Here is a 7,262-nt window from a genome sequence, read left to right on the forward strand (position 1 = left end):
GGGGCGAGGCATGGGGATGCCTCGCCCCGCTCTCCTCAGCGCGCTGAGGAGGCCGTCGGCGGTGTCGATCAGAGGCGCCGGACCGACGGCTGGGCGCGCCCTCAGCAGATGCACAGCGACCGCGACACGCCCGGGTTTGCACAAGTGAAATCGGCCGTGGCAGAATAGACAGGTTCGACATTCCGGCGCGCTCAGCGTGTACCGGATCACCATCACGGCAGTGCATAGGCGGCGCGGAAGCGCAGGGACCTAGGCCGCGGGTGGCAGGACGGCCCCGACACTCCCTCCACGACGGCTCCGCCGTGTGCGGCGGGTGGGGCACATCCGCTCGCTGCGAGGCGTGCGGGATGACAGCAGAACAGTGGTGCAGCAGATCGGTTCGTGAGAGTCGTTCGAGTGCCGAGGCGCGAACAGCGCCGACGTGCGTCCAATGCCCCAGGGTCATCCGGCCCAGGACGGTAAGACGCTTAAAGAGAGTGAGCAGACAATGGCGGGACAGAAAATCCGCATTCGCCTGAAGTCGTATGACCACGAGGTCATCGACTCGTCGGCACGCAAGATCGTCGACACCGTGACCCGTGCGGGCGCGACCGTCGTCGGCCCCGTGCCGCTTCCGACCGAGAAGAACGTCGTGTGCGTCATCCGGTCGCCCCACAAGTACAAGGACAGCCGCGAGCACTTCGAGATGCGCACCCACAAGCGTCTGATCGATATCGTCGACCCGACGCCCAAGGCCGTCGACTCGCTGATGCGTCTCGACCTGCCCGCCGATGTCAACATCGAGATCAAGCTCTGAGGTCCGCCATGGTTGACATCAACTCCAAGATTTCCAAGGGCATGCTGGGCACGAAGCTCGGTATGACCCAGGTGTGGAACGAGAACGGCAAGCTCGTTCCCGTCACCGTCATCGAGCTCGCCGCGAACGTGGTCACCCAGATCCGTACCCCCGAGAAGGACGGCTACAACGCCGTGCAGATCGCCTACGGTCAGATCGACCCGCGCAAGGTGAACAAGCCCCTGACCGCCCACTTCGAGGCTGCAGGCGTCACGCCTCGCCGTCACGTCACCGAGATCCGCACCGCGGATGCCGCTGACTACTCGCCGGGCCAGGAGCTCACCGTCGACGGAACCTTCGAAGCAGGCCAGCTCGTCGACGTCGTCGGCACGAGCAAGGGCAAGGGCTTCGCCGGTGTCATGAAGCGTCACAACTTCAAGGGCGTCTCGGCGTCGCACGGTTCGCACCGCAACCACCGCAAGCCCGGCTCGATCGGCGCATCGTCGACCCCGAGCCGCGTCTTCAAGGGAATGCGCATGGCCGGCCGTATGGGTGGCGAGCGCGTGACCGTCCTCAACCTCACGGTGCACGCCGTCGACATCGAGAAGGGTCTGCTGCTCGTCAAGGGCGCCGTCCCCGGTGCTCGTGGCCGCATCGTCTACGTCCGCAACGCAGTGAAGGGTGCCTGATCATGGCTGACTCCACTCTCGCGCTTGACGTCCTCAAGGCAGACGGCAAGAAGGCTGGCTCGATCGAGCTTCCCGCCGAACTGTTCGACGCCAAGACGAACATCCCGCTCATCCACCAGGTCGTCGTCGCGCAGCTCGCGGCGGCTCGCCAGGGAACCCACTCGACCAAGCGTCGTGGTGAGGTCTCGGGTGCCGGCCGCAAGCCCTTCAAGCAGAAGGGCACGGGTAACGCCCGTCAGGGCTCCATCCGCGCGCCGCACATGACCGGTGGTGGAATCGTGCACGGCCCCAAGCCGCGCGACTACTCCCAGCGCACCCCCAAGAAGATGATCGCCGCCGCCCTCCGTGGCGCACTGAGCGACCGCTTCCGCGGGGACCGCATCCACGCCATCGAGTCCTTCGGCATCGACGGCACTCCTTCGACCAAGACCGCGGTGAACTTCCTCACCAACGTCGTCTCGTCGAAGAACGTGCTCGTCGTGATCGAGCGCAACGATGACGTGACGCTGAAGAGCATCCGTAACCTGTCGAACCTGCACGTGCTGACGTTCGACCAGCTCAACGCCTACGACGTGCTCGTCTCCGACGACATCGTCTTCACCCAGGCCGCGCTCGAGGGCTTCATCGCCTCGAAGTCCGGCGCCAACCAGGAGGTCTCCGCATGAGCGAGCAGGCATCTGTTCTCCAGACGGCCCTGAACAAGGACCCGCGCGACATCATCCTGAAGCCGGTCGTGTCCGAGAAGAGCTACGGGCTCATCGACGAGGGTAAGTACACCTTCCTCGTCGACCCGCGCGCTTCGAAGACCGAGATCAAGCTCGCCATCGAGAAGATCTTCGGCGTCAAGGTCGCAGGGGTCAACACCCTCAACCGCGTCGGCAAGGCACGCCGCACCCGCTTCGGCACGGGCAAGCGCAAGGACACCAAGCGCGCCATCGTGACCCTGAAGTCGGGCACCATCGACATCTTCACGGCAATCGGCTGATCCGGGGGATAAGGACAATCATGGCTATTCGCAAGTACAAGCCCACGACCCCGGGCCGTCGCGGCTCGTCGGTGGCTGACTTCGCCGAGATCACTCGATCGACGCCGGAGAAGTCGCTGCTGCGCCCGCTCTCGAAGACCGGTGGTCGCAACAACCAGGGACGTATCACGACCCGTCACATCGGTGGTGGCCACAAGCGCCAGTACCGCGTCATCGACTTCCGTCGCAATGACAAGGACGGCGTGGACGCCAAGGTCGCTCACATCGAGTACGACCCCAACCGCACGGCACGCATCGCGCTGCTGCACTACTTCGACGGCGAGAAGCGCTACATCCTCGCGCCGGCGAAGCTGAAGCAGGGCGACGTCATCGAGTCGGGTGCAGGTGCCGACATCAAGCCGGGCAACAACCTCCCGCTGAAGAACATCCCGACGGGTACCGTCATCCACGCGATCGAGCTCCGTCCCGGTGGCGGCGCGAAGATGGCACGTTCGGCCGGTGCATCCGTCCGTCTCGTCGCCAAGGATGGCAACTTCGCCCAGCTGCGTCTGCCCTCGGGCGAGATCCGCAACGTCGATGCGCGCTGCCGCGCGACCATCGGCGAGGTCGGAAACGCCGAGCAGTCGAACATCAACTGGGGTAAGGCCGGCCGCATGCGCTGGAAGGGCGTCCGCCCGACCGTCCGTGGTGTCGCGATGAACCCGGTCGACCACCCGCACGGTGGTGGTGAGGGGAAGACGTCCGGTGGACGTCACCCCGTCTCCCCGTGGGGCCAGGCTGAGGGTCGCACCCGTCATGCCAACAAGGAAAGCGACAAGTACATCGTGCGTCGTCGTAACGCCGGCAAGAAGCGTAAGTAGGAGTAAGAGAAGATGCCTCGCAGTCTTAAGAAGGGCCCCTTCGTCGACGATCACCTGCTTCGCAAGGTGGTCGTGCAGAACGAAGCCGGCACCAAGAACGTCATCAAGACCTGGTCTCGCCGGTCCATGATCATCCCGGCCATGCTGGGTCACACGATCGCGGTCCACGACGGTCGCAAGCACATCCCCGTGTTTGTCTCCGAGACCATGGTCGGTCACAAGCTGGGCGAGTTCGCGCCCACCCGCACCTTCCGCGGCCACGAGAAGGACGACAAGAAGGGACGGCGTCGCTGATGGTCGAATCGATCGCACGCGTGCGACACATCCGTGTGACCCCTCAGAAGGCTCGTCGTGTCGTCGCGCTCATCAAGGGCAAGCAGGCTCAGGAGGCTCTCGCCATCCTGAAGTTCGCGCAGCAGAGCGCCAGTGAGCCGATCTACAAGCTTGTCGCGTCGGCCATGGCCAACGCGCAGGTCAAGGCGGATCGCGACGGAGAGTTCCTCGACGAGCAGGACCTGTACGTGGCTAACGCCTACGTCGACGAGGGCACGACGCTCAAGCGTTTCCAGCCCCGTGCACAGGGTCGCGCTTTCCAGATCAAGAAGCGCACGAGCCACATCACGGTCGTGCTCTCGACGCCGGAGGCGGCCCCGGCCGCCAAGGGCGACAGCAACAAGAAGGCGAGCAAGTAATGGGACAGAAGGTAAACCCGTACGGCTTCCGTCTCGGCATCACCACGGACCACGTGTCGCGCTGGTTCTCGGACTCGACGAAGCCCGGTCAGCGTTACGCCGACTACGTCGCCGAGGACATCAAGATCCGCAACCTGCTGAAGACGCAGCTCGACCGCGCCGGTGTCTCGAACATCGAGATCGAGCGCACCCGTGACCGCGTCCGCGTCGACATCCACACCGCCCGTCCGGGCATCGTGATCGGTCGTCGTGGAGCCGAGGCCGAGCGCATCCGTGGCGACCTCGAGAAGCTCTCGGGCAAGCAGATCCAGCTGAACATTCTCGAGGTCAAGAACCCCGAGGCCGACGCTCAGCTCGTCGCACAGGGCATCGCCGAGCAGCTCTCTGCTCGTGTGGCGTTCCGTCGTGCGATGCGCAAGGGTCTCCAGGGCGCGCAGCGCGCTGGCGCCAAGGGCATCCGCATCCAGGTCTCCGGCCGTCTCGGCGGCGCCGAGATGAGCCGTTCGGAGTTCTACCGCGAGGGTCGTGTGCCGCTGCACACGCTGCGCGCGAACATCGACTACGGCTTCTACGAGGCCAAGACCACCTTCGGCCGCATCGGCGTGAAGGTCTGGATCTACAAGGGCGACCTGACGGCGAAGGAGCTCGCTCGCGAGCAGGCCAACGCTCCCAAGGCTCGTCGTGATGACCGTGGTGGCGACCGTCGTCGTGCACCGCGCAACGAGGCACCCGTCGCAGAAGGAGCGTCTGCCTGATGCTTATTCCCCGCAAGGTCAAGTTCCGTAAGCAGCACCACCCCGGCCGCAGTGGCCAGGCGACCGGTGGCACGAAGGTCTCCTTCGGCGAGTACGGCATCCAGGCGCTCACGCCTGCCTACGTGACGAACCGTCAGATCGAGTCCGCTCGTATCGCGGTCACGCGTCACATCAAGCGTGGCGGCAAGGTGTGGATCAACATCTACCCCGACCGTCCCCTCACGAAGAAGCCTGCCGAGACCCGAATGGGTTCCGGTAAGGGTTCGCCGGAGTGGTGGGTCGCCAACGTCAAGCCGGGTCGCGTCCTCTTCGAGGTCGCCGGTGTGAGCGAGGAACTCGCTCGCGAGGCACTGACCCGTGCAATTCACAAGCTGCCGTTGAAGGCACGCATCATCAAGCGCGAGGAGGGCGACGCGTAATGGCGATCGGCACCAAGGAGCTCGCTCCGGCAGAGCTCGACACGTTCGAAGACCAGCGCCTCGTCGAGGAGCTGCGTAAGGCCAAGGAGGAGCTGTTCAACCTCCGTTTCCAGTCGGCCACCGGCCAGCTGGAGAGCCACGGCCGCATCCGCGCGGTCAAGCGCGACATCGCGCGCCTGTACACCGTGATCCGCGAACGCGAGCTGGGCATCCGTGCGACGCCCGCTCCGGTCGAGGCTCCGGCCAAGAAGGCGACCAAGTCGAAGGCGAAGAAGGCGGACTCCGCCGACGACGCCGTGAAGGAAGAGGCTGAGTGATGGCCACCAAGAAGGAAGCGACTGTGGAGACGCAGGCCGCAGGGCACGAGTCGGCTGCACACGACGTGCGCGACTCCGCGGCTCGCGGTTACCGCAAGACCCGTCGCGGCTACGTCGTCAGCGACAAGATGGACAAGACCATCGTGGTCGAGGTCGAGGACCGCGTGAAGCACCCGCTTTACGGCAAGGTCATCCGCCGCACCTCGAAGGTCAAGGCGCACGATGAGGCGAACTCCGCCGGCATCGGCGACCTCGTCCTGATCAACGAGACCCGCCCGCTGAGCGCCACGAAGCGCTGGCGTCTGGTGGAGATTCTGGAGAAGGCCAAGTGATCCAGCAGGAATCGCGCCTCAAGGTCGCCGACAACACCGGCGCCAAGGAGCTGCTCACGATTCGCGTGCTCGGCGGCTCGAAGCGTCGTTACGCCGGTCTCGGCGACACGATCGTCGCGACCGTCAAGGACGCGATCCCGGGCGGAAACGTCAAGAAGGGCGATGTGGTCAAGGCCGTCATCGTCCGCACGGTCAAGTCCACGCGCCGTCCCGACGGCTCGTACATCAAGTTCGACGAGAACGCCGCCGTCATCCTGAAGAACGACGGGGAGCCCCGCGGCACCCGTATCTTCGGACCGGTCGGTCGCGAGCTTCGTGACAAGAAGTTCATGAAGATCGTCTCGCTGGCGCCGGAGGTTATTTAAGTCATGGCGAAGATCAAGAAGGGTGACCTGGTTCAGGTCATCACCGGAGCGACGCAGGAGCGTGGCGGAGATCGCGGCAAGCAGGGCAAGGTCCTCGAGATCCTGTCCGACAAGAACCGCGTCATCGTCGAAGGCGTGAACTACGTCACCAAGCACACGCGCGTCGGACAGACGCAGCGTGGCACCAAGACGGGCGGTCTCGAGACTGTCGAGGCGTCCATCCACATCTCGAACGTCGCACTCGTCGACCCTTCGACCAAGAAGCCGACCAAGGTCGGCCACCGGGTCGAGGAGCAGACCAAGGACGGCGTCAAGCGCACCGTCCGCGTGCGGTACGCGAAGAAGTCAGGTAAGGACCTCTGATGGCAACCACCGACGCTACGGTGGCTGGCAAGATCCAGCCCCGCCTGAAGGCGAAGTACAACTCCGAGATCAAGAAGGCCCTGCAGGAGGAGTTCGGCTACGCGAACGTCATGCAGATCCCCGGACTGGTCAAGGTCGTCGTGAACACCGGTGTCGGCGAGGCAGCTCGCGACAGCAAGGTGATCGATGGCGCGGTCGAGGATCTCACCAAGATCACCGGCCAGAAGCCGATCGTGACCAAGGCTCGCAAGTCGATCGCGCAGTTCAAGCTGCGTGAGGGACAGGCGGTCGGCGCGCACGTCACCCTCCGCGGTGACCGCGCGTGGGAGTTCATCGACCGTCTCGTCTCGCTCGCTCTGCCCCGCATCCGCGACTTCCGCGGTCTCTCGGGCAAGCAGTTCGACGGCAACGGCAACTACACCTTCGGTCTCCAGGAGCAGAGCGTGTTCCACGAGATCGATCAGGACAAGATCGACCGGGTTCGCGGTTTCGACATCACCGTCGTCACCACCGCGAAGACGGACGATGAAGGTCGCGCGCTTCTGCGTCACCTCGGCTTCCCCTTCCGTACGGAAGACGCCAAGGCGTAAGCAGGTTTCGGGCGGGGGGCCCCCCCCCCCCCCCCGGCCCCGGCCAATGAATTATTGGGGTAATACCCAGGCCGCGGTGGGGTTACCGCCGCCCGTACCGCCAGAACAAAGGGAAAAAAA

Annotated in this window: 14 protein-coding genes; all 14 read left to right on the forward strand. The window is 64.8% G+C overall.

Annotation, left to right across the window (positions count from 1 at the left end; translation table 11 throughout):
* The first annotated feature begins 487 nt into the window (after positions 1-487).
* Genes rpsJ through rplE form a run of 14 tightly spaced genes read left to right on the forward strand, consistent with a single transcriptional unit; the run spans position 488 to position 7,142 of the window.
* A complete protein-coding gene (gene rpsJ, locus ABTZ43_RS16455) occupies positions 488-796 on the forward strand; it encodes a 30S ribosomal protein S10 (protein ID WP_030147986.1) in 309 nt (102 codons plus the stop codon).
* An 8-nt stretch (positions 797-804) separates the two neighbouring features.
* Positions 805-1,464: a 50S ribosomal protein L3 gene (rplC, locus tag ABTZ43_RS16460; protein ID WP_350539559.1), complete on the forward strand. Its 660-nt coding sequence runs from the start codon at positions 805-807 to the stop codon at positions 1,462-1,464.
* Between the two features lie 2 nt (positions 1,465-1,466).
* Complete coding sequence (rplD, locus tag ABTZ43_RS16465; RefSeq protein ID WP_045253843.1) at positions 1,467-2,129, forward strand: 50S ribosomal protein L4; 663 nt, start codon at positions 1,467-1,469, stop codon at positions 2,127-2,129.
* Positions 2,126-2,449, forward strand: coding sequence for a 50S ribosomal protein L23 (gene rplW, locus ABTZ43_RS16470; RefSeq protein WP_017829206.1), 324 nt, complete (start codon positions 2,126-2,128; stop codon positions 2,447-2,449). Before rplD ends, rplW begins: the two co-directional genes overlap by 4 nt.
* Before the next feature lie 20 nt (positions 2,450-2,469).
* The gene (gene rplB / locus ABTZ43_RS16475) at positions 2,470-3,309 is read left to right on the forward strand and encodes a 50S ribosomal protein L2 (protein ID WP_045253842.1); all 840 of its coding nucleotides are present in this window, start codon (positions 2,470-2,472) and stop codon (positions 3,307-3,309) included.
* A 12-nt stretch (positions 3,310-3,321) separates the two neighbouring features.
* Positions 3,322-3,603 (forward strand): 30S ribosomal protein S19, encoded by a 282-nt coding sequence (gene rpsS, locus ABTZ43_RS16480; protein WP_017829205.1) that lies wholly within the window; start codon positions 3,322-3,324, stop codon positions 3,601-3,603.
* Positions 3,603-4,001, forward strand: coding sequence for a 50S ribosomal protein L22 (gene rplV / locus ABTZ43_RS16485; protein WP_045253841.1), 399 nt, complete (start codon positions 3,603-3,605; stop codon positions 3,999-4,001). The genes rpsS and rplV overlap by 1 nt, the downstream gene beginning before the upstream one ends.
* Positions 4,001-4,756 (forward strand): 30S ribosomal protein S3, encoded by a 756-nt coding sequence (gene rpsC / locus ABTZ43_RS16490; RefSeq protein ID WP_017201587.1) that lies wholly within the window; start codon positions 4,001-4,003, stop codon positions 4,754-4,756. The genes rplV and rpsC overlap by 1 nt, the downstream gene beginning before the upstream one ends.
* Positions 4,756-5,175, forward strand: coding sequence for a 50S ribosomal protein L16 (rplP, locus tag ABTZ43_RS16495; protein ID WP_045253840.1), 420 nt, complete (start codon positions 4,756-4,758; stop codon positions 5,173-5,175). Before rpsC ends, rplP begins: the two co-directional genes overlap by 1 nt.
* A complete protein-coding gene (gene rpmC / locus ABTZ43_RS16500; protein WP_017829202.1) occupies positions 5,175-5,492 on the forward strand; it encodes a 50S ribosomal protein L29 in 318 nt (105 codons plus the stop codon). The genes rplP and rpmC overlap by 1 nt, the downstream gene beginning before the upstream one ends.
* Positions 5,492-5,824: a 30S ribosomal protein S17 gene (rpsQ, locus tag ABTZ43_RS16505; RefSeq protein ID WP_052677685.1), complete on the forward strand. Its 333-nt coding sequence runs from the start codon at positions 5,492-5,494 to the stop codon at positions 5,822-5,824. Before rpmC ends, rpsQ begins: the two co-directional genes overlap by 1 nt.
* The gene (gene rplN / locus ABTZ43_RS16510) at positions 5,821-6,189 is read left to right on the forward strand and encodes a 50S ribosomal protein L14 (protein WP_050722502.1); all 369 of its coding nucleotides are present in this window, start codon (positions 5,821-5,823) and stop codon (positions 6,187-6,189) included. The genes rpsQ and rplN overlap by 4 nt, the downstream gene beginning before the upstream one ends.
* Before the next feature lie 3 nt (positions 6,190-6,192).
* Positions 6,193-6,552: a 50S ribosomal protein L24 gene (gene rplX / locus ABTZ43_RS16515; RefSeq protein WP_045253837.1), complete on the forward strand. Its 360-nt coding sequence runs from the start codon at positions 6,193-6,195 to the stop codon at positions 6,550-6,552.
* Positions 6,552-7,142, forward strand: a complete 591-nt coding sequence (gene rplE / locus ABTZ43_RS16520) for a 50S ribosomal protein L5 (RefSeq protein WP_350539560.1) — start codon at positions 6,552-6,554, stop codon at positions 7,140-7,142. Before rplX ends, rplE begins: the two co-directional genes overlap by 1 nt.
* The last annotated feature ends 120 nt before the right edge of the window (positions 7,143-7,262 follow it).

Origin of the sequence: Microbacterium sp. NPDC097977, from assembly GCF_040302605.1 — a bacterium.
In the GTDB taxonomy this organism is placed as follows: Bacteria; Actinomycetota; Actinomycetes; order Actinomycetales; family Microbacteriaceae; genus Microbacterium.

What these genes read in the sequence shown, in the direction of transcription:
- rpsJ (WP_030147986.1), top strand. Translation starts at nt 488, where the DNA reads ATGGCGGGACAGAAAATCCGCATTCGCCTGAAGTCGTATGACCACGAG.
- rplC (WP_350539559.1), top strand. Translation starts at nt 805, where the DNA reads ATGGTTGACATCAACTCCAAGATTTCCAAGGGCATGCTGGGCACGAAG.
- rplD (WP_045253843.1), top strand. Translation starts at nt 1,467, where the DNA reads ATGGCTGACTCCACTCTCGCGCTTGACGTCCTCAAGGCAGACGGCAAG.
- rplW (WP_017829206.1), top strand. Translation starts at nt 2,126, where the DNA reads ATGAGCGAGCAGGCATCTGTTCTCCAGACGGCCCTGAACAAGGACCCG.
- rplB (WP_045253842.1), top strand. Translation starts at nt 2,470, where the DNA reads ATGGCTATTCGCAAGTACAAGCCCACGACCCCGGGCCGTCGCGGCTCG.
- rpsS (WP_017829205.1), top strand. Translation starts at nt 3,322, where the DNA reads ATGCCTCGCAGTCTTAAGAAGGGCCCCTTCGTCGACGATCACCTGCTT.
- rplV (WP_045253841.1), top strand. Translation starts at nt 3,603, where the DNA reads ATGGTCGAATCGATCGCACGCGTGCGACACATCCGTGTGACCCCTCAG.
- rpsC (WP_017201587.1), top strand. Translation starts at nt 4,001, where the DNA reads ATGGGACAGAAGGTAAACCCGTACGGCTTCCGTCTCGGCATCACCACG.
- rplP (WP_045253840.1), top strand. Translation starts at nt 4,756, where the DNA reads ATGCTTATTCCCCGCAAGGTCAAGTTCCGTAAGCAGCACCACCCCGGC.
- rpmC (WP_017829202.1), top strand. Translation starts at nt 5,175, where the DNA reads ATGGCGATCGGCACCAAGGAGCTCGCTCCGGCAGAGCTCGACACGTTC.
- rpsQ (WP_052677685.1), top strand. Translation starts at nt 5,492, where the DNA reads ATGGCCACCAAGAAGGAAGCGACTGTGGAGACGCAGGCCGCAGGGCAC.
- rplX (WP_045253837.1), top strand. Translation starts at nt 6,193, where the DNA reads ATGGCGAAGATCAAGAAGGGTGACCTGGTTCAGGTCATCACCGGAGCG.
- rplE (WP_350539560.1), top strand. Translation starts at nt 6,552, where the DNA reads ATGGCAACCACCGACGCTACGGTGGCTGGCAAGATCCAGCCCCGCCTG.